This is a genomic window from Solibacillus sp. FSL W7-1464, from assembly GCF_038004425.1.
In the GTDB taxonomy this organism is placed as follows: domain Bacteria; phylum Bacillota; class Bacilli; order Bacillales_A; family Planococcaceae; genus Solibacillus.
The window spans coordinates 1,285,793-1,309,215 of sequence record NZ_JBBORC010000001.1; the positions used below are offsets into that span (position 1 = coordinate 1,285,793).

The 23,423-nt window shown below is 37.4% G+C and carries 30 protein-coding genes; 16 read left to right on the plus strand and 14 right to left on the minus strand.

Features of this window, described 5'->3' with window-relative positions:
* Positions 1-7: 7 nt before the first annotated feature.
* Entirely contained in the window at positions 8-277 is a 270-nt protein-coding gene (locus MKZ25_RS06115; RefSeq protein WP_340800710.1) for a tyrosine-type recombinase/integrase, read from the minus strand.
* A 14-nt stretch (positions 278-291) separates the two neighbouring features.
* Between MKZ25_RS06115 and MKZ25_RS06120 the strand changes: the two genes are divergently transcribed.
* The 5 genes from MKZ25_RS06120 (at position 292) to MKZ25_RS06140 (ending at position 3,120) form a co-directional block, all read left to right on the plus strand.
* Positions 292-474: a hypothetical protein gene (locus tag MKZ25_RS06120; protein WP_340800711.1), complete on the plus strand. Its 183-nt coding sequence runs from the start codon at positions 292-294 to the stop codon at positions 472-474.
* A gap of 25 nt (positions 475-499) precedes the next feature.
* The gene (locus MKZ25_RS06125; protein ID WP_340800712.1) at positions 500-1,327 is read left to right on the plus strand and encodes a DUF1835 domain-containing protein; all 828 of its coding nucleotides are present in this window, start codon (positions 500-502) and stop codon (positions 1,325-1,327) included.
* A 117-nt stretch (positions 1,328-1,444) separates the two neighbouring features.
* On the plus strand, positions 1,445-1,657 hold the full coding sequence (locus MKZ25_RS06130) for a DUF6366 family protein (RefSeq protein WP_340800713.1): 213 nt from the start codon (positions 1,445-1,447) through the stop codon (positions 1,655-1,657).
* A gap of 140 nt (positions 1,658-1,797) precedes the next feature.
* Positions 1,798-2,340 carry a hypothetical protein gene (locus MKZ25_RS06135; protein ID WP_340800714.1) on the plus strand — a complete coding sequence of 181 codons (543 nt, stop codon included), beginning with the start codon at positions 1,798-1,800 and terminating at the stop codon, positions 2,338-2,340.
* A gap of 357 nt (positions 2,341-2,697) precedes the next feature.
* The gene (locus MKZ25_RS06140; RefSeq protein WP_340800715.1) at positions 2,698-3,120 is read left to right on the plus strand and encodes a hypothetical protein; all 423 of its coding nucleotides are present in this window, start codon (positions 2,698-2,700) and stop codon (positions 3,118-3,120) included.
* 258 nt (positions 3,121-3,378) lie between these two features.
* Here the strand turns inward: MKZ25_RS06140 and MKZ25_RS06145 are convergent, their stop codons facing one another.
* Positions 3,379-3,834, minus strand: a complete 456-nt coding sequence (locus tag MKZ25_RS06145; protein WP_340800716.1) for a DUF3888 domain-containing protein — start codon at positions 3,832-3,834, stop codon at positions 3,379-3,381.
* A gap of 575 nt (positions 3,835-4,409) precedes the next feature.
* Between MKZ25_RS06145 and MKZ25_RS06150 the strand changes: the two genes are divergently transcribed.
* The gene (locus MKZ25_RS06150; protein ID WP_340800717.1) at positions 4,410-4,820 is read left to right on the plus strand and encodes a VOC family protein; all 411 of its coding nucleotides are present in this window, start codon (positions 4,410-4,412) and stop codon (positions 4,818-4,820) included.
* Between the two features lie 181 nt (positions 4,821-5,001).
* Here MKZ25_RS06150 and MKZ25_RS06155 read toward each other — a convergent pair whose 3' ends face one another.
* The gene (locus tag MKZ25_RS06155) at positions 5,002-5,178 is read right to left on the minus strand and encodes an aspartyl-phosphate phosphatase Spo0E family protein (RefSeq protein WP_340718898.1); all 177 of its coding nucleotides are present in this window, start codon (positions 5,176-5,178) and stop codon (positions 5,002-5,004) included.
* Between the two features lie 378 nt (positions 5,179-5,556).
* Here MKZ25_RS06155 and MKZ25_RS06160 point away from each other — a divergent pair, with 378 nt between their 5' ends.
* The 3 genes from MKZ25_RS06160 to MKZ25_RS06170 are packed head-to-tail and all read left to right on the plus strand — an operon-like array spanning position 5,557 to position 8,823.
* Positions 5,557-6,672 carry an ABC transporter gene (locus MKZ25_RS06160; RefSeq protein WP_340800718.1) on the plus strand — a complete coding sequence of 372 codons (1,116 nt, stop codon included), beginning with the start codon at positions 5,557-5,559 and terminating at the stop codon, positions 6,670-6,672.
* Positions 6,673-6,684: 12 nt separating this feature from the next.
* Complete coding sequence (locus MKZ25_RS06165) at positions 6,685-7,899, plus strand: ABC transporter permease (RefSeq protein WP_340800719.1); 1,215 nt, start codon at positions 6,685-6,687, stop codon at positions 7,897-7,899.
* Positions 7,900-7,911: 12 nt separating this feature from the next.
* On the plus strand, positions 7,912-8,823 hold the full coding sequence (locus tag MKZ25_RS06170; protein ID WP_340800720.1) for an ABC transporter ATP-binding protein: 912 nt from the start codon (positions 7,912-7,914) through the stop codon (positions 8,821-8,823).
* A gap of 99 nt (positions 8,824-8,922) precedes the next feature.
* Here the strand turns inward: MKZ25_RS06170 and MKZ25_RS06175 are convergent, their stop codons facing one another.
* The 4 genes from MKZ25_RS06175 to MKZ25_RS06190 form a co-directional block, all read right to left on the minus strand.
* On the minus strand, positions 8,923-9,432 hold the full coding sequence (locus tag MKZ25_RS06175; protein ID WP_340802978.1) for a DUF3231 family protein: 510 nt from the start codon (positions 9,430-9,432) through the stop codon (positions 8,923-8,925).
* A gap of 166 nt (positions 9,433-9,598) precedes the next feature.
* Positions 9,599-10,357 (minus strand): IS21-like element helper ATPase IstB, encoded by a 759-nt coding sequence (gene istB, locus MKZ25_RS06180; protein WP_293927736.1) that lies wholly within the window; start codon positions 10,355-10,357, stop codon positions 9,599-9,601.
* A complete protein-coding gene (gene istA, locus MKZ25_RS06185) occupies positions 10,354-11,895 on the minus strand; it encodes an IS21 family transposase (protein WP_340800721.1) in 1,542 nt (513 codons plus the stop codon). Before istA ends, istB begins: the two co-directional genes overlap by 4 nt.
* A gap of 485 nt (positions 11,896-12,380) precedes the next feature.
* Complete coding sequence (locus MKZ25_RS06190; protein WP_340800722.1) at positions 12,381-12,884, minus strand: CarD family transcriptional regulator; 504 nt, start codon at positions 12,882-12,884, stop codon at positions 12,381-12,383.
* 175 nt (positions 12,885-13,059) lie between these two features.
* Here MKZ25_RS06190 and MKZ25_RS06195 point away from each other — a divergent pair, with 175 nt between their 5' ends.
* Positions 13,060-13,473: a MarR family winged helix-turn-helix transcriptional regulator gene (locus tag MKZ25_RS06195; RefSeq protein WP_340800723.1), complete on the plus strand. Its 414-nt coding sequence runs from the start codon at positions 13,060-13,062 to the stop codon at positions 13,471-13,473.
* 83 nt (positions 13,474-13,556) lie between these two features.
* Here the strand turns inward: MKZ25_RS06195 and MKZ25_RS06200 are convergent, their stop codons facing one another.
* A complete protein-coding gene (locus MKZ25_RS06200) occupies positions 13,557-14,120 on the minus strand; it encodes a nitroreductase family protein (RefSeq protein WP_340800724.1) in 564 nt (187 codons plus the stop codon).
* Between the two features lie 356 nt (positions 14,121-14,476).
* Between MKZ25_RS06200 and MKZ25_RS06205 the strand changes: the two genes are divergently transcribed.
* Positions 14,477-14,677, plus strand: coding sequence for a cold-shock protein (locus MKZ25_RS06205; protein WP_008404960.1), 201 nt, complete (start codon positions 14,477-14,479; stop codon positions 14,675-14,677).
* 139 nt (positions 14,678-14,816) lie between these two features.
* On the opposite strand, the gene MKZ25_RS06210 is transcribed toward MKZ25_RS06205, so the two are convergent.
* The 6 genes from MKZ25_RS06210 to MKZ25_RS06235 all read right to left on the minus strand — a co-directional run bounded on the left by MKZ25_RS06210 (position 14,817) and on the right by MKZ25_RS06235 (position 17,967).
* On the minus strand, positions 14,817-14,996 hold the full coding sequence (locus MKZ25_RS06210) for a hypothetical protein (RefSeq protein ID WP_339175830.1): 180 nt from the start codon (positions 14,994-14,996) through the stop codon (positions 14,817-14,819).
* Between the two features lie 222 nt (positions 14,997-15,218).
* Positions 15,219-15,917, minus strand: coding sequence for a glycerophosphodiester phosphodiesterase (locus tag MKZ25_RS06215; RefSeq protein WP_340800725.1), 699 nt, complete (start codon positions 15,915-15,917; stop codon positions 15,219-15,221).
* 14 nt (positions 15,918-15,931) lie between these two features.
* Entirely contained in the window at positions 15,932-16,207 is a 276-nt protein-coding gene (locus MKZ25_RS06220) for an excalibur calcium-binding domain-containing protein (RefSeq protein WP_340800726.1), read from the minus strand.
* Positions 16,208-16,294: 87 nt separating this feature from the next.
* Positions 16,295-17,071 carry an enoyl-ACP reductase FabI gene (locus MKZ25_RS06225; protein ID WP_079525816.1) on the minus strand — a complete coding sequence of 259 codons (777 nt, stop codon included), beginning with the start codon at positions 17,069-17,071 and terminating at the stop codon, positions 16,295-16,297.
* A 142-nt stretch (positions 17,072-17,213) separates the two neighbouring features.
* Positions 17,214-17,462 (minus strand): ferredoxin, encoded by a 249-nt coding sequence (locus MKZ25_RS06230; RefSeq protein WP_099423028.1) that lies wholly within the window; start codon positions 17,460-17,462, stop codon positions 17,214-17,216.
* 238 nt (positions 17,463-17,700) lie between these two features.
* A complete protein-coding gene (locus tag MKZ25_RS06235; RefSeq protein ID WP_340800727.1) occupies positions 17,701-17,967 on the minus strand; it encodes a multidrug ABC transporter ATPase in 267 nt (88 codons plus the stop codon).
* A gap of 227 nt (positions 17,968-18,194) precedes the next feature.
* Here MKZ25_RS06235 and MKZ25_RS06240 point away from each other — a divergent pair, with 227 nt between their 5' ends.
* From MKZ25_RS06240 to MKZ25_RS06260, 5 genes are all read left to right on the plus strand, one after another.
* On the plus strand, positions 18,195-19,232 hold the full coding sequence (locus MKZ25_RS06240; RefSeq protein WP_340800728.1) for a helix-turn-helix domain-containing protein: 1,038 nt from the start codon (positions 18,195-18,197) through the stop codon (positions 19,230-19,232).
* Complete coding sequence (locus MKZ25_RS06245; protein WP_340802979.1) at positions 19,232-20,668, plus strand: RecQ family ATP-dependent DNA helicase; 1,437 nt, start codon at positions 19,232-19,234, stop codon at positions 20,666-20,668. The genes MKZ25_RS06240 and MKZ25_RS06245 overlap by 1 nt, the downstream gene beginning before the upstream one ends.
* Before the next feature lie 89 nt (positions 20,669-20,757).
* The gene (locus tag MKZ25_RS06250) at positions 20,758-21,468 is read left to right on the plus strand and encodes a LysM peptidoglycan-binding domain-containing protein (protein ID WP_340800729.1); all 711 of its coding nucleotides are present in this window, start codon (positions 20,758-20,760) and stop codon (positions 21,466-21,468) included.
* 178 nt (positions 21,469-21,646) lie between these two features.
* The gene (locus MKZ25_RS06255) at positions 21,647-22,405 is read left to right on the plus strand and encodes a metallophosphoesterase (RefSeq protein ID WP_340800730.1); all 759 of its coding nucleotides are present in this window, start codon (positions 21,647-21,649) and stop codon (positions 22,403-22,405) included.
* A 42-nt stretch (positions 22,406-22,447) separates the two neighbouring features.
* Positions 22,448-23,413 carry a YpdA family putative bacillithiol disulfide reductase gene (locus MKZ25_RS06260; protein ID WP_340800731.1) on the plus strand — a complete coding sequence of 322 codons (966 nt, stop codon included), beginning with the start codon at positions 22,448-22,450 and terminating at the stop codon, positions 23,411-23,413.
* Positions 23,414-23,423 lie beyond the last annotated feature (10 nt).

Below are 23,423 nucleotides of genomic sequence, written 5' to 3' on the forward strand. Positions count from 1 at the left end.
TGATTTTTCATTGTCCCAATTTCTCCATGTATTCATCGAAATTATGAAGTGTATTTTCTGCATGCTTATGCGATATATGAGTATATGTATTAATCGTGGTAGTAGCAGATTCGTGGCCAAGACGATCTGCAATGGACTTCATATCCCATCCAGCTTCAATAAGCATTGCCACATGCGTGTGTCGGGTAGAGTGAATGGGTATTGGTTCCAACTCTACGTCGGTTTGGGGACGTTTTACCTCAATAACTTTAATTAAACATATGGTAAAATTGTACAAAAGGGGGAGTGCGATTGTTTAATGAAATGAAAGATATGATTAATCATTTGGAAGATACAGAATTAAAATCATTATTACTTCAAGTCTTTTTGCGTATGCAAACTGTTGAGGAAAGAAAAGGCTATTCGGAGCAGCAATTCTTTTTAGAGGTAAAAAATACATATAACGACCTGTTAGCGTATAAAAAAACAAGTTAGTATCGAACAAGAACAATTCCACACGATGCATATTGTATTTGGCGATTCACCTACTGGTAGTTTAAAAATCGCTTTAAAAGAGTCCGGTTTAATTCAACAAGAAAATATTATTAACTTTTCCGATTTATTTTCAATAGGCCCGATTTTGAACTTACATGACGCACAAGGGTTTAACAGTCGGTATGAATGGTTAAGAACACATATAAGGATGGATGATGAAGGGATATTTACTTATGAAACAAGCTTTCGACAAACTATATTAAATATTGAACAAATTCCAAGTCACCACCTGATTGTGATTTGGGCTGGAGAAAATGCACATGAACAAACTGGCTTACGATTTGTTCTCTATTTATTAAAAGAGAAAAGAAACAATATCGTGATGATAAATATAAATGAGGCATATAAAACTCATTTTGAACGACCTGAAATCGATTTTATACCTCGATGTATGGGAGAACTTTCATCTGGGCAATTAAAGCAAATTTATGAAAATGAGAAAAATGCTCATGTACTAACACAAACGGAACGTAAAGCATTTGAACAGCAATGGGTGCAGCTATGTAACGAGAAAGAAGTTTTGCGAATCTGGGAAAATAATAAAATCATCAGTGTTCCAGAAAACTACTACGATGAGTACATCATCAATACAGTGAAGAATTTTCAACAGAAGAAAAAGCACAACGACTTTATAAAATCAGCTAGAATCATTGGCGAAGTAATCGGTCACTTGAATCAATATATTGGCGACCAATTTATCCATTATCGCATCATACGTTTAATCATGGATGGCGTATTGGACATGGAAGGTGTTCCAACAGCAATGCGATACTATAGCATTAAAATTCGATAATACATTAACGTCCGAACTGTAATTTCAAGATGTTCCCAAACACCGCTTTGGGAACCATTAAAGGAATCTATTGACCTCTTCTAGAAATATTAATATAACAACTTAGGAGGTGTTTAGATGTCTGCAAGAAAAGAAACACCAGAACAGGAAAGAGAACGTTTATATCGAGAAGAACAAAAAAAGAATCCTGCTGGGAATTTCAATGACAATCTTAATCGCACACAAGCAGGTATGCCTAATACTACTGGAATGAGTATTAAAGAAATCGGTGTATTAATTCTAATCATTCTTGTAATTTTTATTGTATATAGTATTTATAAGTCATTCTAAAAACGTTCCCAAATGACACTTTGGTAACCACACCTCTTAATTAATTGAACAGAGATGTTTTAATTTCTTATGAACAGTTACTAAACAAATATTACGGAAAATTCGTTAATATCCTTTGCGGATAAATGGGGGGATTGAGTATGGCGAATAACATTATCGAACAAGCAAAACGTGGCTTGAAAGGTTTTGCAATAGGGCATTTTCATGCTAGCGGTCATTATGGTAGGTATCAAGAAGAATATTTTAAATATTTTGGAGACTCAGATTTTGAAACTAGAAAATATTCAATCGCTGCATTTACTTGTATGTTAGGTACTTGGGAAACAGGGTATTGTCAGGTATTTCAGCCAATAAAAGAATGGGAAGAACGAAAAAAAAGGAGCTCGCATCCCTCGAATCAAATACGTTTTTATCACTTAAATGATTATGTTTATTCATTGTTAGAACATCATGAACAGATTGAAGAAGAATTTCCTTATATGTTCGAAACTATCATCTGGTGTTTAATAAATATTGAAAAAAATGAAGGAATCGATTATGAAGAGTGGTTTCCTGAATTTAACCCGAACATGTTTAAACGATTAAGAGAAGAAATTTTAATCCCTAAAAAACATTTAGCAGAAAAACTTAGCCATATAAAATACTTATTAAAAGAAATAGGTATTGAACCTGTTTTTGAATAAGATAAATTTTAAAATAAGTTTCAACACTAAAGGTTTATAAAGTATACAAAATAAACCTAATAAATCCCAAATTAAAGCTTGGTAACATTTCAAACAGCGACAAACACTGCTTTAACAGTGCTGTCGCTGTTTTTATTAGAAAATAACGATCTGAGACGCTGTGAGAAAATATTTTAAAGAGGACTGTTCGATTCACTTGTTCTGAATGGCGATAACATAAAAATAGAATCTCGATGAAATGTTCCCAAAGGACGTTTTGAGTGCTTTATTTTATTCAACTAAAGAGATAGGTTTATTGAATAAAAAGTAACAAGATACGAAGAATAAGGAGTAAACGTAAACCAGAGGTGAGTGTTGATGGTTAAGCATTACTTAGTCTTATTAGGATTTATATTGATTATTCTTACTTCTATGCAAGTAGCAAAATCAGAAACAATACCAAAAGCAGAAGAAATGTATGTCACAACAGAGGACATTATTTCAGACATTATCTTCCCAACTATTGATAAAAGAGTTATCAAAGAGTATGGAGGAGATAATCGCCTTATTTGGCACTGGAAAAGGATTGTTGGTATTACTTACAACGAGAATCATTCCTATGATGTTACTGTAAGAATTGAGATTCCTTCAAAACACATTAATGAAAATGTTGAAAATGTTAAAGAAGATTTGGTTAAGGTAAGAATATCCCCGTCCTGTGATAGTGAGAAGATTAATAGGCAGAAATGTAATCACGGTTTCAAAATTGAAATATTAGACTACAAACATTTATCTCAATAAGTAATATTACCTTTAACTAAACGCAACAAGGATTTTTAAAGTATACAAAATAAACCTAATAAACGTTCCCAAATGGAAGCTTGGTAACATTTCAAACAGCGACAACTACTGATTTAACAGTGGTTGTCGCTGTTTTTATTAGAAAATAATGCTCTGAGACGTTGCGAGAAATCATTTTAAAGAGGACTGCTCAATTCACTTGTTCTGAAAGGCATGAAAAGTTACCAAAGGACGCTTTTGGGATTAAATATAAAAGATTCAGACCATACCAAACATTTCCTTTTCCTTTATGATATCTTGCCAATTCTTAGGAAGTTCATAGGTTTCTATATGCTTAAAATTCTTAAGACTGACTCCACTACCTGCCGAAATAGAAAATGTTAATTGGTCTTTTCCGACTTCAATATGTGGACCAACAACTGGTGTGACTTCAATGGTTACTAAAAACAAAAACCCCCGATATCCATTAGTTCTTTCCATCTTTAAAATTTTTATTTGGTACGGATACACCAAAGGACTTGTGGTAAGATAATCTGAATAGTAATTAGAAACTGCCTCTTGAACATTCGGTAAAAGTAGTGAAAAAAACAAGTCCATCATGAGTTCTTCTTTTGACTCTTCAGCAGGCTGATAATAATCTGGTTCAGCATGAGTTAATATTTTTGGTATTAGAAGTAACAGTAAAAAAGAAGGAACTATAATAATTTTTTTCATTTTTACACCACCCTTTAATGTTTATTTTGCTCAGAAAAGATTAACTTATCTCAAACAAATATTTCATTTTTAAGGGTGCTTTAGTGCATCCAGAATTTATAAAGTACTCAAAATATGCCCAATAAAGTTCCCAAATCAACGAAAGTTTGGGAATGAACATAATGATCTATAGCTAATAAAGTCATCCAAAAATAATGAAGGTATTAAAAATGTTAGCCACTCTGTTCAACAATCGGGTGCGATTCTTTAATAAGATGATCGCGTTTTTTCTTAATAGGGCCATTTTCTGGAATAACAACAATACAACAATTGGATATATATGTTAAGTTTAATCTCCTAAAGTGAAAAGGGAGGGAGGGCCAAGTTTTAAATCCATTATTAACTTCAGGTACTTCTACAGGTACTTTTGTTGCAACAGTGGGACCCCGACCAATATATGAAGATGTACTAAGAGGAATATGTTGGGGCTGTATGCTCCAACGTTTTTTTCGCTATACAATGGTCTATATTTCATCCGAATGTTGTACAGTTTTTTCCTTCTTTTCCCTTTAAAATGAGGTTAGGAGGGGATGTAAATGAAACAATGGACAGAAACATTGCATGTAGCGCAATTTCGTATCGCGCGGCCGACGGATCAAATAGAGCAGATTGAACGCTTTTATTGTGAAGGGGTGGGTCTAAAAAAACTTGGAGGCTTTAAAGGGCATCGTGGATATACGGGTATTATGATTGGCTTGCCGGATGCATCGTATCATCTGGAATTTACCGAACATATTGACGGAAGCCCGTGTCCTGCACCGACGGAAGATAATTTACTTGTATTTTATATGCCTGATGTTGAGCAAATTCAAGCAGTGAAGGCTCGACTCGCCAGTATGGGATACCACGAGGTGCCGCCGGAAAACCCGTATTGGGAAGAAAAAGGCGTGACGATTGCGGACCCGGATGGCTGGCGTATCGTATTGATGAACACAGAGGGGATTTAATAAGTGGTAAACAATATATAGGAACAAACCTGCATTTTAATAGCGAGGACGTGTCCATAAATAAATACGGATAAAAAGAAAGCGTTGGGGCTGTTTGCTCCGACGCTTTTCATAATAAAACATAAATATGGCAGGTCCATGGGATGAACCTGAACAACATTATTTATGTATTCTCTCTATTTTACGCAGCAGTATCCGAATACTTATTAAGTAAATCATCCAATTCTTGACTGCAATGTACTACTTCAGGGTGTGTGAATCCTAGATCATTTGCTTTTTTGTACATGTCTTTTCTTTTAGATTCAATTCTTATTCTCAATCTTAGTCTGAATATTTTTTTGAAAAATAAAAATCTCATTGCTAAATTTATATTCCTTTCTAAAGTATTACGATATTTTATTAGTTTACCTAGAAATAAAACAACGCTTATCCATCGTAACTTATGAATATATAATAAAGTGTCGAAACATGGTAGAAATATAAAGTTCATAAATTTGTAAAAAATAGGTGTATTATACAAAAATAATTTCATCTCATATTGACTTCAATTATGAAACGAAATAGTTAAAGAAAGGTACTGTTTCAGAGGGGTTATTTCCTTTTAATTGAAGAATTTACCTTTTAATTTGTAAATTATTAATTGATAGATTATTCTAATAAAGTACCTGATACATCGAAACTTAAGTTTGTAACCGTTTTCAATGTCGATATATAGAAGGGGGAGGAGATTACACACATGTTGCAGGCATTAAAAGTTGGATTACTCATCGAACGCTCCAACCGAAAAAATATTGTTGCGTTACTCGCAGTGATCGTCATTGTGTTCGGATGTATGTTTTTTATTAAAGCACAGGCAGTAGGAGATCAGCTCAATGAAAAAAGGGGCGACTACTACAGTTCACGTGCTGTATTATCCAAGTTCCAAGTTCAGGATGCCTCAAGGGACGGGGATGGCAGTGATTTATTTAAAAATCTGACCCAGCAGAAAAGTGCCGTCGCTTTACAAATTGCCTCATTAACTTTAGAAAACTATCCGATGTATTATGAAGCGTCCTATCGTATTGCCGAACTACGGCAACAAGCGTTTGATATGGAAGATTACGAAAAAGTGAAGGATTTGCTGCCTACCAAATTCCAAAATTCATTGAATTACCTATATTTTAAAATGATGTACGAATCGGGCAAAAATACGATTAGCGATATATCTCATTACATACCGTTTTTGTTGTATTTCTTTAGTTTAGTAGGTGTGGGCTGGTACATATTTATGAGTTTCTATACGAGTTCGATTTTACTGGATGATTTTGAGCATTCAAGCATTATTAAAGGCTACCCGGTTCGGTTTGACCAATATGTGATATCCAAATGTATCATTGCCTTTTTGTATGTTGTCGCATTTATTGGGCTCATCTTTATTAGTGCGGCGCCATTGTTATTCAATGGAATGGGCGATAGTGCCGAAAAAGTGGCTGTTTATTTAGGGGAGCCGGCATTAATTTCAAGTGTGCGCTATATTGTGCTTTGCATTGTCTATATGCTGGTCATTTCAATGTTTGTCATGCTATTGTCCATTATTTTAAATGTACTGCTGAAAAATATGTATTTGACATTGTTTGTTCATTTTATTCTATTCTTTTTACCGATAATTTTCCCTTCGATTATTAGTGTGTTCCCGTACAATCCGTTCCATTTCATGAACTTCAATGAAATTTTAAATGGAATGCCGTTGGATTTAGTGCGTCCTGTGGATGTAACGATGAATATCGGGTTATTGATTATGAGTATTTGTATATTAATCATGTTATTCGTCATTAAAACATTCTTCTCTACAGGAAAAATTAAAAGGGCCTAAGGGGGGATAGAAATGTACGGATATTTTAAATTTGAACTGAAACAGTTTTTTACGAATAAGAAAAACTTGGCGATTTATTTTCTCTTGGCGTTTGCTGCGATATTTTATGCGTTTAAGATTGCACCTGCCTATGATCCGATTGAAAAAGTGGATCGAGAGGAAATTGAAGCCCGCTATTTAACACGTCAGGAATTTATCGATGATTTAAGTAAGAGGGACTTATGGCAAATTCATCCGCTTACAGTTGATGCGTACCATAAGTTTTCTGCTGTCAACCCGTTGGATAAGGCAAGAATGGATGCACTTGATGCAAATGATCTGAAAAAGTATGCGGAAGTAACGAGCACCTGGTATTTTGAGATGAGCTATATGACTTTTTATAATGAGCACCTTTCCTATAATGACCGTTATTATGTGGCAGACAGGGAATTTGCAAATAATGAAGGTGCTTTAAATGCAATGGATCAACATTACCGGTACAGTGCTTTTAATGAGGCGGATTACGAGTTGTCAATTGGTGTATTTGAACAGCGTACAGCATTGCAAACGCTTGAACGACTTGTAAAAGGACCGCTTCCTTTAATATTAATTATTTGTTCCTTGTTACTGGCAATCGATATTGTGGCGAAGGATCGTCGTCATCCGACTGTGCTGAAAGGTTTTCCGATTGCCGACTGGAAGAAGCTGCTCATGAAAGCAGGTGTTGCTTTTATCGGCAGTATTACTTTATTTGCTCCTTTACTTATTGGTTTTATGATCATTGGAGCTCAATCAGGTTTCGGGCATCTTAAGCTGCCATCACCTGAGTATGTATTTGCTTTCATACCATGGGGAAATGAGAGTTTAGCTAATATGATGACATTGGGCACGTTTTTGGGCCGGTCTTTATCACTCTTAATTTTATGGTTCATTGTCATCATCAATGTTGTGATTTTAAGCAGTGTGCTGTTCCGACAAGAAATGGTGAACTTGGCGGCCGGACTATTCGTCATTTTTGGCGAAAAGTTTTATCTGAGCCGCGGTATCGGTTATTTCTGGGAAGTGGAAAAAGTACCTACAACGTATATCCATGTCGGAAAAGTTGTGTCTAGTTATCAGAACTATTATTTAGGAAGTGAGAATGTAGATTATCAATACGGCTTGCTATTATTGACAATATGCGCGGTAGTATTATTGATAATTCCGTTGCTCATTTCACTCAGTAAACGTTTCAAGCTTGTAAAATAGGGGGGACAACGAATGATCGCTATTGAAAATATAACCGTTCAGTTTGCTGATAAAAAAGTGCTCAACGATATTTCGATCGAGTTTGAACAAGGTGAGATGATCGGTCTGGTAGCACCGAACGGAACCGGGAAATCGACTTTGATGAATGTCATTATGAACTATTTGCCGCCGACAAGCGGGAAAGTATCGTTTAACGGAAACCTTAGCTATTCGAGTAAATCAAATGAGGTGAAGATTCACGAGTTTGTGTCGATGATGCCGGACCAAAGTGATTTATATAATCATTTAAGCGGCCGTGCGCATTTAAAAATGTTCGCAACGATGTGGAAGTCCGATCCAAAACTGATCGACGAAACAATTGAAGCATTGAATATGGGCCATTATGTAAATAAAAAAACCGGTACGTATTCACTCGGCATGCGTCAGCGTCTTTGTTTTGCAATGCAGATTGTTGCCAACACCGACATTATGATGATGGACGAAGTAATGAACGGGCTCGACCCGAATAATATTGAAGTTATTTCAAAGATTTTAATGAAAAAAAAGGCCGAGGGCAAAATGATCATCATCGCTTCGCACTTGCTCGATAATCTGGAAAAGTATGCCGACCGGATTTTCCTGTTCAATGGAGGCAAACTGGTCGATACGAATGAAATTATTGAAGGGTTCAGCCAGGCGAAAATCAAAACAGTACGTGTAAAAAATATGGAGGAATCCGTAAAAGCGCTGCTGAAGGAGAAATATCCGCAAATTGAACAGCAAACACTCGTTACGGATATGACACTGCTGCATCTCCCTAGTTCGGAACCGATGCTGTTAAGCGATCTGACTGAATTTATGGTGGATAACAATGTAATGGATTTTGCATTTGGTAAAGTGACATTGAATGATTTATATGCTCTTTACTATCATGAAGTTGTATAAGATAACTCGCGAAAAACGCCATTCTTTTTAGGGAATGGCGTTTTTAACGTATGCATAAGGGGATGATGTAGCATAGTAAAATCGAATTTGACTAATTCATCAATGTAATGGATGGTGCAGATGCAATGGTGGAGGAATGAGCCAGCCTTTTGATTTGTTCAGGCGTAATAACTTTGCCCCAAGCTGTGCCTTCGCTGTATGGAATTGACCATACATTAACCCGATATCTTCCCTGATCGTCATACCCATCGCCTGGCTGCATGCAACTAAACCGGCAGCGACATCCACAGATAATGCGGCACTTATTTCAGAATCGTTGAATTTTGCTCCTGGCGGGATATTTTCGATCCGTGCTTCAGGACGTTCCGGTGGCGCAGGAGGAAGCCCAACGCCATTCAATTTAAGAATTTTTTCTAATTGCTTAACTTCATCTCGTGCAAATTGGATAAAATCTTCAATAATTTTTTTCAGTTCCTGGTCACCGGCATGATTATAAAATGTCTGATACCCGGCAATCATACTGTAACCTGCAGCTAAACTTGTCCAAATATTAAAGACTTCTCCATAATGTAACGGTTCATCTTTTGGGTTACCCGTTAAAATTCCCATCTTTACACTGAGTACTGCGGAGCGTTTGAGCCAGCAGTGCGGAACTTTAAGCCAGTGAATGCGGAGTTTTGAGCCACCGATTGCGGACAATTGAGCCACTTTTAAGAAAAGGAAAACAACTACTGAAATTGCAGCTAGTTGTTTTCCTTTTTAATTTGAAAATAATCTATCGCTTAAGTGGTTTTAGACCATGGCGCTCGCGCATCGAGACTTCGCCATCAATTAAAATGTGGTAAGAATCATGTACAATACGGTCTAAGATAGCGTCTGCGATTTGGGCATGGCCAAGTTTCGCGTACCAGCCTTCCGGCGCAAATTGAGAACAGAAGATAGTTGAGGCCTTTTTTAAACGAGCCTCCACAATTTCGAAAACGTTTAAAACTTGTTCCTCTGATAGGTCTGTTAAAAGCCATTCGTCTATAATGAGTAAATCGATTTTTTTGTAATGCTGAATAAGTTTTCGGTAGCTGCCATCTGCTTCATATTTCGCTACAGCTAGTTCATCTAGTAGTTCCGGGAGGCGTATATATTTAACTTTGTGAAATTGACGGCAGGCATGAACACCGAATGCATTGGCTATATAGCTTTTTCCGTTGCCTGAAGCGCCCATTAAAATGATGTTGTGGTGATTTTGAATGTAGTTTCCTGTAGCTAATTCTAAGATGAGGTTTTTATCTAAACGGCGATCTGGATGGTATTCAATATCTTCAATGGCAGCCGACGGCTCATTGAACGTCGCTTGTTTGATTAAACGAGCGAGTTTATTCGATTTGCGGCGATCATATTCTGTATCTGTTAAGAGACTAAAAAGATCATTAAAATCCATATCACGATAGGCTGGATTTTGGTTGATTTCCTGATAGAGTTCCGCCATTGCGCTTAAACCCATTTCTGAAAGCTTACGTAGTGTTTCTTGTTTACTCATTTTTTCTCCCTCCCGAAATAAGCAGCACCACGTGTAAATCCGTGATTTTCATTCGAAGTTTTTATGGATGGTACGCTCTTTGTTTTTGAAGCCTGTTTTGTTCTTTCTAATAGGCCTTTTAAAACTGTATTAGAGGGGCTTGATGAGATTTCAAGTAACGTCTTAATGGCTTGCTCAAGTTCTTCTGCCGTATATTTCTTCACCATGTTTTGTAATGTACTTAAAATTTGGAGTGCTTTTTTCTCTACATGATTTTCTAAAATATACGCGACATATTTTTCCGTAAATGAACCGATGGTTGTTGCCCATTTAGTTACGTTTTCAGGATTATGTTCTACGTAAGAACGATGGTGATCTGGCATATGATCAATGTTTGTAGAATATTGTCCTATCTCACCTTTTAATCGTTTATGGGATGCAATTCGTGCTTCTTTAAAGTACACTTCAATTAGATCTGTTGTTAAACGAATATCGACCGATTCACGGGCGTATTCGTAAGGGACGGAATAATACATGCGTTCAACTTGGATGTGGTAGTTCAGTTGAACCTTGGCGGTTTTCCATTCCGTCATTTTGAAGCGTGTTTGAGGCAGTTGCTGGAGAGTGCTTTTCTCTTCTTCCTCAAATACGCTTTTTCGTGTTCCTGGACGTTTTTGAAAATCGGTTGTGTTGATTTCTTCTAATTTTTCAGCGATATACTGATTCAGCTCGTTAATGTGAAAACACTGTGCGTTGCGTAATGCAGCGATGATTTGTCTTGAGGCATGTCCTACGCTACCTTCGGCACTTGGCTTATCTTTTGGCTTTTGCACACGACTTGGCACGATAACTGTACGATAGTGATCAGCCAGTTCACGGTATGCCTCATTTAAAACAGATTCTTCGCGTTTCGCTTTAATGACACCGGTTTTTAAATTATCAGGTACAAGGGTTTCCGTAACACCACCAAAATAATCGAAGGCATGGATGTGTGCTGTTAACCAACTCGTCGATTTCATGTCTAAAAAAGCTTCTACATACATCATTTGGCTGTACGGCAAAGCAGCGACGAATACATACGCAGGCATTTCTTCACCTGTTGCACGGTCTCGAATAGAGAGTGTTGCACCAGCCCAATCGACTTCCATAATTTCACCTGGCTTGCGTCTTAGCGGCATCGTTAGTTTAAATTTTCGCGCATAATGACCATATTTTTCAGCGAATGTCCGATAGGCATAGGGGATTTTCTCTGCTTCCTTTGCAGCTAGCGCGTACTCGTGATGTAAAAGTTTGAGCGTCACATGCTTTTTCTGTAATTCTTTATGCACCTTCTCCCAATCCACAGGATAATAGCCTTTTTCAATTGGCTGTTTCTCGGGGTAAAGATATTCCTCTAGCCAAGCGTTTGTCATCGTGTCGTTTAACAAAGTAATCCTGAGATTTCTCGCACGTTGGATTACGTCAGATATGGTATTGCGAGAGTGTCCGGTGCTAGCGCTAATCGTTCTTTGGCTAATGCCATCAAAGGAAAGAGCTAGTATTTTACGGTAATCAATCATAAAAAATCCTCCTGTTCTGAAGTGTCATGCTGGGTGGCATGCTCCTTCATTATACAGGAGGTTTAAGGGAATATATGTAAGTGGCTCAAAGTTTCCGCACTCGGTGGCTCAATTGTCCGCATTGAGTGGCTTAATGTTCCGCACTAGTGGTCTTTTTTGATCGCAATATTCATTTACACTTCCTTTCAAAATTAGGTGAATTTCATACAACGGTAGTATGAGCAATAAATATGTTTTAATTCATACCTGAATGAAAAACTTGATACACTTCATCAGACTTCAGAAAGCGAAGCGAACAATTTAACAATAAAAGTGAAAGTTCTTTTTTAACGGCAAAAAAATAAGACGCCTGCTACTTATCTGAATAGCAAATGTCTTATTTGTTGAATTTTATGTATAAAGTGGTAAGTCACTCAGTAACGAACAGTGTTGAAGTAAACGGGAGTTACTTCAACTCGTTAATGAAGAAATGCTTATTTTATAAATCAGTTAGCAGGTCCTTGAACTCTTTTATAAATTTCTTTTTCAATCACTTCTTTTGGCTTTTTAAGGGCAATTTCCAAGACATCAAAAATAATTGTTGAGAGTTGCTGTAAAATCTGCGAATCTTGTGAAGTTATTTTTTTCTCTTCTTTTTGTAATTCCAAATCTTTTCGTAGGAGTGTATTCATTAATTGGGCAGCTTCCAGATGATTATTCGCACTTAGGATTTCTGCGTGATTTCTTTGACGGTTTGTACTGCGGTCATTCCATTCGCTTGGTTCATTAGAGAAACAATCCATAATTTGAACAGCCTCTTCATAGCTTAATATTTTTTCAAGTTGTGAGTTTTTGCTCTCAACTGGATGATATAGCGTTACGCCCGGTCTGATTTTTGATTGCATAACATAGTAAAGCATAGGCTCTCCTGTGAAGTTCTGTTCTACAATACTATCAATCTGACAAATACCATGGGATTTATAAAACGTTAAGTCACCAATTTTATACATATATACGCCTCCGGAAAAAGTTATACATTTAATAATAAAGTAATTTACCATTTAAGTCAACTAGGTTGACTTAAATACACTGATAGTATCATGAACTTGAATTAATAGAGTAGCTTTAGTATGATGCTTGAGAATTATTTAAGAATGTTGTTAATAGAAAGAAGGGGGGAAGATAATGATTGACTTTATAGAATTATTGTATCGCCAGCATAAACAGTTACGCCAAAAGGCAGAAATTATGTGGAATGAAAATAATGACCTTCATATTACGAGTTCGGAATGGTTCGTCCTGAAAAACATCTATGAGGGCTATGTAACGGTACCGGAATTAGTGAAACAGTTGGACATTTCAAAACAAGGGGTTCATAAATTTGTGACTTCTTTACAAGAAAAAGAATTAATTACGACAGAATTAATAAAAGGCTCGAAAGTTCAAAAAATGGCTCATTTGACCGAAAGAGGTATCGTTATCTTTAATGAAAGCAAAAAGATGGAGCTTGAAATAGAAAAGATGGTAAGGAACACAATCGGGGATAAGGAATATGAGCTGCTGTTGGCAATGCTCAAAAAGCCGCTCCTGAAAATTTAAATCCGATAATTTATAAATGAAGGCATCTGAAAAACCGCACGAAAATACAGCTCCTTCATGCGGTTACTTCATTATATTTTATCTTATTTAAACGAACCTTCAAATACAATCTCGTTTAATGGGCGTCGACCTGATGGTGTTTCACGTGCCTGTAATTCAGGAGAAAGCATCTCTTTGTCTCCTTTGTAACCAACAGCGATTGCTAAATGCACATCAAACGTATCCGGAATGTTAAACGCCTCTTTTGCCACATCTTTATGAATACCGCTCATTGGATGTGTGATTAAACCTTCCTTAGCTGCCTGAAGCGACAAGAAGCCCCATGCCGTCCCTGCATCAAACTCATGTGAGCCCTTTGTATTGTCAGAAACGACTAATACTAAAACAGGTGCACGTTTTGCCCATACTATGTTACCTTCCACTAATACGGGATGGAACTTTGCTAAATCCTCTTCTGTTTTCGCTACGATAAAACGCCAAGGTTGGTTGTTGCCTGCCGAAGGTGCCCAGCGCGCTGCTTCAAATAGACGGTTTAAAACCTCATCGGCAACAGGTGTGTCTGCATAGGCACGTGGTGACCAACGATTTAAAAATACTTCAGAAATGTCGTGCTCCGCTGTTCGAAACTCTTTTGCTTGTAATACCATGAAAAATTCCTCCTAGTTCTATGTAATACATCTCCTATATTAACCAACGCTAAAATATAATTGCAAACAAAATGCTTACAAAAAGTAAGTAAATAATTTTTAGTTAGCGAATGTGGTTATTTAGCAAAAATATGCGTCTACCCATAAATAATTGATAAGGCAGAGAAAGTTGAATTTATAGTAGACAAATCCGATTTTTTGCTATATACTAAGGTCAATGAGATAGTTACAAGACATTAAATTCACCTATTACAAAGAGTATTCGTGGTTTAGTTGGTACTTTTTGTAATATGTGAATTTTTTTCTTTTTGAAGAATTGCGATCTTATTAAATTTAATTAATTGGAGGTCATTTATATGACACAAGGTACAGTAAAATGGTTTAACTCAGAAAAAGGTTTCGGTTTCATCGAAGTTGAAGGCGGTTCTGACGTATTCGCTCACTTCTCAGCTATTCAAGGTGACGGTTTCAAAACTCTTGAAGAAGGCCAAAAAGTTGAGTTTTCAGTAGAAGACGGTCAACGTGGACCACAAGCTACAAACATCGTAAAACTTTAATTTTAATGATGTAACGATATAAGAGGGATCCTTTCATTAGGATCCCTTTTTTTCGAGTATTTTTAAACAAAATAAAGCAGTTCAAATTTATGGGGAAGTAAATTTGAACTGCTTTTAATTTTGCTTATATTTAAAAAGCTTATCCGACTAAGTTATGCTTAACTACTTCATAAGCTTGGCAAATATTCTTGTACGCATCTTTTTGCTCTGCAATCATTTCAACTGCAATTTCATATAAGTCAGAAGAGTCTGTTGTAACTAAATCGTTTAGTACTGCAGCTTCCATTTTTTCTACATATGATAAAATTTCCGTATTCATCATGTCATCTCCGAATCTGTTTTGTTGTTACCCTTAATATACAGTAAACAGACGTCTGACTTCAAAAGGAATGAGTATGAATACGGGAAAAAATTTTAAAGTTTGACGATAAAATGAACTTAACGGATTTTAGCTCTTTGAAAGCGTTTTTCTAATAATTGTCTAAATATTACATAAAGAACTGTTTCAAAAGCGTTCTTCTGAAACAGTTTTATAGCATCTTTATAGGTTTACTACATCGGAAAACACAGCATCAATACCAAGTGATCCGATTTGCCGAGCTACTCTTGCATCATTTACTGTATATGTTCTGACGGTCATTCCGTTTTTAATCGCTTGCCGAACAATGGAACGCATCCCGTAGTAATAGGGGATATGTATAGCATCCGAGCCAAGCGTCTTGACATACTCCTCTAAGTTTACAATAAGCGAAGCAAATAGCAGTGCGGTTTTCACATTTGGCATGATTTGCTGGAAACGCGCAATACTTTCATGATTGAAGGAAGAAATAATGACCCGGTCTTCTAAATTAAAGTTATGAATTTCATTAGCAATGAGCGCTTCAATGCCGGGATACTCAAAAATATCCGACTTTATCTCGATATTGATGTGGAACGGGGTTGATTTAAAAATGGCTAATGTTTCCGCTAATGTAGGAATTGTCTGACCAGCAAACTCCGGTGCAAACCATGAGCCATAATCGAATGCCCGCAGCTCTTCCAGGGTCATATCCTTCACATAGCCTTTCCCTGTTGATGTACGGTCAATTGACTCATCATGAATAACGACTAACTGGTTGTCCTTTGTTAAATGGACATCAAATTCAACGCCCCAAATATCCAACTTTGCAGCTTCCTGAAAAGCAATTATTGTATTTTCGGGGTAGTTGGCACTGTAGCCACGGTGAGCGAGAATCTTCATTTAATTCACTCCTCCTATTTTTCGCAAGCAATCCCGTCCTTATCACGGTCACTTTTCTCATTTAATTTGTAAAGCTCCGCTGATACGAAAGGTTTATATTTTGTTTTGCCGCCTTTGTTCGTTGTTTTCGCATCTTTTGCAACGCCGCCTTTATATACCTTATTTAATTCAGTACAATTTTTATAAGCTACTGCTTTTACTTTTGTGGCTGCCTCTGCTTCAATTGCAGAAAACGAGAAACCGCTAATTAAAACAGCGCCCATTAATAATCCTGAAATATACTTTTTCATCGTAATGCTCCTCTATAAACAGTATTTTCCAGTATTTTACCATATAAAAAAGCGAATTCACAAGGGAGGCAGTGAATTCGCTTTGGACTAACCCATAATATTATAACCGCTATCGATATAAATCGTTTCGCCTGTCACACCTCGGGATAGGTGGCTTAACATCACGATTGTCATGTCAGCTACTTCTTCCTGGTTTGTGTTGCGTTTTAACGGAGATGTTTCTTCGATTTTATGCAGAATCTGATTGAAGCTTGGAACTCCTTTTGCTGCCAATGTACGAATGGCACCGGCAGAAATGGCATTTACACGAATATTATCTGCACCGACATCGGCTGCCAAATAGCGCATCGAAGCTTCCAGTGCAGCTTTGGCAACGCCCATTACATTGTAGCCGTCAAGAACACGCTGTGCACCTAAATACGACATCGTTACGATAGAACCGCCTTCTGTCATATAAGGTTTTGCAGCTTTTGTTACAGCGATCAGCGAATAGGCACTTGTATCTTGTGCAAAGGCATAGCCGTCACGTGTTGTTTCGACGAATCGGTTGTGCAGGTCTTCGGCGTGTGCGAAGGCAACAGAATGGATAATGCCATGAATTACTTTAAACTGCTCACCGATTTGATTGAACGCTTTTTCAATGCTTTCGTCGCTGTTTACATCACATTCAATAACAGTTGCATTGTGTTCTTCATAATTTGTTAAAAGCTTTTCGATTTTTCCTTTTGAACGTTCTTTACGATATGTGAAGATTACATTTGCTCCGACATCAAATAGTCGTTTTGCGATGCCCCAAGCAATACTTCGCTCATTGGCAACACCCATTACGACAATATTTTTCCCTTTTAATTGCAATAAATCCATAACGACACCCCTAAAATGATTAGTTAATATTAGTACCTACTACTAATATTAACTATAACATCTCGATTATAGATGCGCAATGAGAAAAAAGAGCAAAATAAAAAACGACCCTTTAAAAGGAATCGTTTCGTATGTTTGTATACTATTCGAATTTTAATGAGTCGCCGTCAAATGTTTCATCCGCAACTTTAATAGAGTCTGTTGGACAGCCTTCAAATGCATCTTGCATATCTTCTAGTAGATCTTCTGGAACTTCAGTAGTACCCATGTTATCATCTAAAATAACGAAAGCGATTCCTTCATCATCATAATCATAAATATCCGGTGCAGCAGCGCCACAAGCGCCACAAGCGATACAAGTATCTTTATCTACGATAGTATATTTTGGCATTGTTACCTCTCCTTTATCCGTTCGTTTCCATAAAGCTCTTACTTATTCTAATGGTGTTTTCAGCACTTTTCAACAGTTAAAACATTATATTTATGGAATTACAAATAATTGTAAAACCTTGTAAAATAAAGCCTCGCCTGTTAAAGGTGTCTCATCCGACTATATTGTATCATATTTCACCACAATCAAATTCCCGTTAGGAGATTATAATTTATAAACTGATTTAATGAGTACCAAGTTATATGTTTAATGCCTTCGTGATTTTCTTCACTTCTTTTGTTAAGTAATAAAGCTGTTCTTGTATTTGTTGTATTTCGATATCAGTATTGGCTTGATTATTAGCTTGTTGCTGAACTTCTTGTAAGGCCATAGCAGCTGCAATTGTCGAAATTCCTTCGGCTAATGTGGCGAATAAACCGGCTATTATTTCAAGGGAAGCTGCCTGACTTATCGGTGAATTATGCTGTGGGGGGTCATTATTTTTCTTTCGATTATTATTTTGCAATACTATAACCTCCAAAAATATTATTGTATATCATATGGAACTGATTAACATTTAAGAATAGTAAGAAAAGATTAAGGATATCTTAGTGCAGTTACATTTAACAGATAGTTAACGTACCCATTAAATTTCTACGGATTTATAAAGCCTTTAAAATACTGATATAATAGACATCAACAATATTTACGACGTACTATGTAACCTAATACTACGAAAAAGAGGGGTTTGATATGCTATTCCAACAAATTCTTTTGAAAATTTTACATACCTTCAAGCAAGAACGCACCATTTCGGCCGCATTTCACCTGTTAAAGGGGAAACGGTCAGGGCAGACGATTCACGATGTAGGATTATATAATTTGCATCAGTATTTTGGCCTTCTACCAAAACTATCCCGTAATAATTATGATGAACACATCGATATATTATTTGCAGGGAATTCAATAGTGATAGAAGAAAACGGTTATTACAGTATGACGGAAAGCGGAAAGGAGATTGCATCCAAACCACTTCCGGTATCGTTTGACAGTTGGAACTACCGTGGAAACGAGCATTTATTTTTTTCTCGACTTTCACTTGTTGTGCAAAGCTTATCCTATCAGCTCAATCAAAAAAAAGCGTTCATACCTATTGAAAAAAATGAGCAGATACAACAATGGGTAAGGGGATTTTTAATTCGGCATCACTATCAAAAACAGCAGCTGCAACAGTTGCTCTATACTGAAATGAAAAGTAGTCTGTCACAGCTGACGGTAGAAGACCATATAAAAGACTTCCTTATGTATCGACTTACAGGCTACAATGAACCAGGATTAACGTGGCAACAACTCGCGATTGGCTATGAAATGCAAGAAATAGATGTCCAGCTGCTTTATATAAGCGGGCTCCATTCATGGCTAAATGAACTATTTGACGGGGAATCCCGGTATCCGTTGTTAAATGATATGGTGCAGGATATCCGTGTTGAAAGTTTGTTGACTACCTCTGCAAGTGCTACTGCAAAGTTATACAGAAGTGGACGTACGATTGAGGAAATTAGTCATATTCGACGTTTAAAAATAAGTACGATTGAAGATCATATCGTCGAACTCGCGATGAATGAGGTAAACTTTTCTATAGAACCATTCGTTACAACAGAACAACAACGGCAAATTTTAGCTGCGGTAGAAGATTACGAGACGAAACGCTTGAAAAACTTGAAGGAAATATTGCCGCATTTGAGTTATTTTCAATTGCGGTTAACATTAGCGAAAGGAGCGGCAACATGATGAATTTACAACAGGCCTTAAAGCAACACTTCGGCTATGAATCTTTCCGTCCGGGGCAGGAAGAGATTATCGGAAATATTATCGCGGGCAAAGACGTTGTCGCCATTTTACCGACCGGTATGGGGAAATCTCTCTGTTACCAGCTACCGGGATATTTATTTCAAAAACCAGTGCTTATTGTCTCACCGCTTTTATCGCTCATGCAAGATCAGGTCGATCAGCTAAAGCAAATGGGGGAAAAACGGGTCGTTGCACTGAATTCTTTTTTAACGGTGGATCAGAAGAGATATGCACTTCATTTTTTGGAAGAGTACCGGTTTATTTTCGCCTCTCCGGAAATGCTGTTGCAACCTCAAGTAAAAGCAAGAATTCAAAACATGGAACTTTCTCTCATTGTCGCCGACGAAGCGCATTGTATTTCTCAGTGGGGTTTTGATTTCCGTCCGGACTATTTGCGGATTGGAGAAATATTATCGGAATCGAACCGTCCGCCAATACTGGCATTATCTGCCACAGCTACAGACACCGTATTGGCTGATATCCAATCCTATTTGAAAATGAATTCACCTTTTCACTATATGCATGCTGTAAACAGAGAAAATATTCATCTAGTAAAAAAGCTCTTTTCAGCGCGTGAGGAGAAGAGTGAATGGATTTTCGAACATGTTAAAAATACAGCCGGTCCGGGCATTATTTATACACAATCCAGGTCGAAAGCAGAAGCGATCAGTTTACAGCTTTTGCAGAAAAATATTTCGGCGGCTGCTTATCACGCCGGTAAGGAAGCACAGGACCGTCAGTTTATACAGCAGCAATTTTTAGCGGGTCAGCTTGAATGGATTGTTGCGACAAATGCGTTTGGTATGGGTGTCCATAAAGAGAACGTCCGTCAAGTCATTCATGAAACAATGCCTGCAACACTATCAAATTATATGCAGGAAATCGGCCGGGCAGGTCGTGATGGTAAGAAAGCCGTCGCTATTTTATTATATTGTGAGGGCGATGAGCAATTTGCAAAATTTATTGCATCAGAAGATTTGCCGAAAAACATTCATGTGGACAGGTTTACCGAAGTAATGGCAGCAGGTGAACAGCCGCAGTCATTACTTGCAAGTGGAGAAATGTCAGAAGTGGTTTTTCGTGTATTAAGTTATTGGCTGGCACGTGAATCGGCTCAGGAGGTAAAGAGCCGGATGCTGAAATTGCAGATTAAGAAATTTGAAGAAGTCCAGCTCGTATTAAAGCTTATTGAGCATGCGGAATGTATGCGTAAGCAAGTAGTTCAATACTTTGGTCAACAATTAACAAAGCAGCAGGAAAATTGTTGTTCCAACTGTGGGATCGAACTTTCTCAACTTGTGGAGGAGCGAGATCCATCAAGAAAAACGATTAAAATGACCAATTGGCAACATCGCCTCGAGAAAATATTGTTATAAACTCGTAATCTACTATCGAACCGTTTACTTTTATGTAGAAATTGGTCATAATAAAGTTATAATTTTTAGTAGTTGGAGGGGTGCAGGCCATGACAAAAGAAGATTACCGGGAAAAGGTAGAGGAGCATCGTCAAGAGATTGACCTACATAACGAGTCAGGTACAAAAATGTCACGTGTTAGCCGACATCGAAAGAAAAACGGAAAAAAACAAACAAATCCAATAATGACGGTCTTAACAGTTGTCTTAATTTTTATTCCTTTAGTTATTTTAGCTTATGTGTGGTTGATCTATGAACCGAAAACATCAGCAATTGAAAACGTAAACGTGGATAAGAAGGACGATTTGGTAGTGGAGATTCAAAAGCAGGATCCGAAAACACAGCCATCTGCTACGAACGATGACGAAGAAAAAGAAGAAACAAAGGATGACAATACAGCCGAAGTGGATGAGGCTAAAGCAGAAAAAGCAAAATTAGCTGCTGAAGAAGCGAAAAAGGCAGAGGCACGAATCGCAAGTGAAAAAGCAGCAAAAGAAGCAGCGGAAATCAAAAAGGCGGAAGAAGCCCAGAAGGTAGCGGCGGCTAAAGCGAAAGAGCAGGAAGCAAAGAAAAAAGCTGCTCAGGAAGCGGCTAAAGGACAGCAAAAAACACATACTGTCCAATCGACTGACAATCTATACCGCATTGCATTAAAGTACTACGGTAACGGTAGTACGGAATATGTCAATAAAATAAAAGCTGCCAACAATCTATCATCCGACAGTATTGCAACGGGGCAAGTATTAGTAATTGTTCCATAATTTTTTCTATCTTGTATAACGACTTGTAAAAAGACGAACCGTTCCGGCTCTCGTCTTTTTCTTTATGAGGGAAATTTATTGTTTAGCAAACTTAATTATGTTTACGCTTAATTAATGTTTATTAAAACATTAAATCAGGCTATTTTATAATTAGTCTTTTTGAATTGGAGGACCGTGTATGGTCATAATAAGTAGTATCGGAATCGCCTGTATTTTAGTCCTTCTCTATATGTTTAAAGAAGCACATGAGAATAATATCCGGTCACATGAAGTGAAAGCAAATGGCGATATGGAAACAATCCATCTTTTTTTTATATCAGATACACATGCGCGCAAAATTAATAAGGGAATGATTCATTCCATTGATCAAGATATAGATGCTGTCCTCATAGGAGGAGATTTTGTCGATCGTCGGACTTCTGAAGAAACCGTTCTTCATAATATACGCATGCTCACAAAACTTGGCCCTACCTATTTTATATGGGGGAATAATGATATCGAATTCGGTGAATCAAAGCTGCGTCAACTACTGGCAGATCATCATATTCGAATTATAGAGAACGGATCAATCAAACTGAAGAGCAAAAATGATGTGTCACTTAGCGCAGTATCATATAGTCCTGGGGATCAGAATATGAACCGGGCCATCGAGCAATGCGAGGAAAGGAACACAGTTTTCGTTGCACATAATCCGGAGTTGTTTCGCAAAGTACATAAGCATTTTCAACCATTGCTCAGTATTGGGGCCCATTTACACGGCGGGCAAATCCGCCTCGGGAAATTTGGGGTGCAACCGCACGGATATTTTAAAAAAATCAAAAACCGCTATGAACTTGTCAGCAATGGGTATGGCACGACTCTTATCCCGCTGCGCCTCTGTGCTAAACCGGAAAGTCATCTTATTACAATAAAATTTAAAAAAGATGAATGGGAATAAGCGAATCGCAAGCTATAGGAATTGAATTAAGGAGATGTTAGTATGCAAAAGGTAGAAGCAATCATTGTTGGTGGTGGTCCTTGCGGATTAGCTGCTGCAATTGAACTACAAAATATCGGATTGTCCCCAATCATTATCGAAAAAGGTAATATTGTCAATGCGATTTACAATTATCCGACACATCAGACTTTTTTTAGTACGAGTGAGAAACTGGCGATCGGTGATGTGCCGTTTATTATTGAGCAACGAAAACCGAAACGCAATCAGGCACTTGTCTATTATCGTGAAGTGGTGAAAGCAAAAAAACTTCAAGTAAATCGGTTTGAAACAGTGAAGAGTGTTGCAAAGGTAGATGATCTATTTACCGTGCAGACAGATAAAGACAGCTATGAAACACCGTATGTAATCATTGCGACAGGCTATTACGATCATCCGAACTATTTGAATATACCAGGAGAAAGTTTGCCGAAAGTTCATCATTATTTTAAAGAAGGGCACCCGTTTTTTGATTTGAAAGTGCTTGTAATCGGCGGCAAAAATTCTGCAATCGATGCTGCGTTGGAGCTTAACAAGGCAGGCGCACATGTGACGGTCATTTATCGCGGGAATGATTATTCCCCGAGCATTAAGCCATGGGTATTGCCGGAATTTCTTGGGCTTGTCCGTGAAGGGGAAATTACAATGCACTTTAATACTGAAGTAAAAGAAATTCGAGAAAACGAAGTCGTTGTAGTAATAGAAGGCCAAACTGAAATAATTGATAATGATATTGTATTTGCAATGACCGGTTACCACCCTGACCATCGCTTCATCCGTGAAATGGGCGTTGATATTGATGAACAAACCGGTAGACCGACATTCGATCCTGAAACAATGGAAACAAATGTAGAAAATCTATTTATTGCCGGTGTAATTGCTGCAGGTAATAATGCAAATGAAATCTTTATTGAAAACGGCCGCTTTCATGGTAATATGATCGCACAAAAAATTGCTCGTCAAACTACATAAGGGGTGAATG